The sequence below is a fragment of the Rhizobium sp. RHZ01 genome (genome assembly GCF_014851595.1).
Taxonomy (GTDB): Bacteria; Pseudomonadota; Alphaproteobacteria; order Rhizobiales; family Rhizobiaceae; genus Rhizobium; species Rhizobium altiplani.
Map to the genome: position 1 here is coordinate 1 of NZ_JACUZZ010000129.1, position 310 is coordinate 310.

Here is a 310-nt window from a genome sequence, read left to right on the forward strand (position 1 = left end):
CGTCGCCGGTCGTCCGGCGCCCTCGCGGAGCGCAGCACCGAAGGTGCGGACAGCGCGTGAGCGCAGAACTCAAGGTTCTATCCTTCATGAAGAAAGAGAAACGTGGACGGCGAAAGCTCGCCATACCGTCAGGACCGAAGTCTCTGCGGCGTATTGCGTTTCGATGGTGATCTGACTGATCCCATCTATGTTCTAAAAAGCACGGGAAGGTTCATACCGTTCAAGACGGTCGTCTTACCAATTCCACAGCTTCCTTAGAAAGGAGGTGATCCAGCCGCAGGTTCCCCTACGGCTACCTTGTTACGACTTC

General features: G+C 55.8%; 1 rRNA gene. It reads right to left on the reverse strand.

The features are described from left to right. Positions 1–258: 258 nt before the first annotated feature. Positions 259–310: ribosomal RNA gene (locus tag IB248_RS31140) — 16S ribosomal RNA — on the reverse strand; the annotation flags it as partial.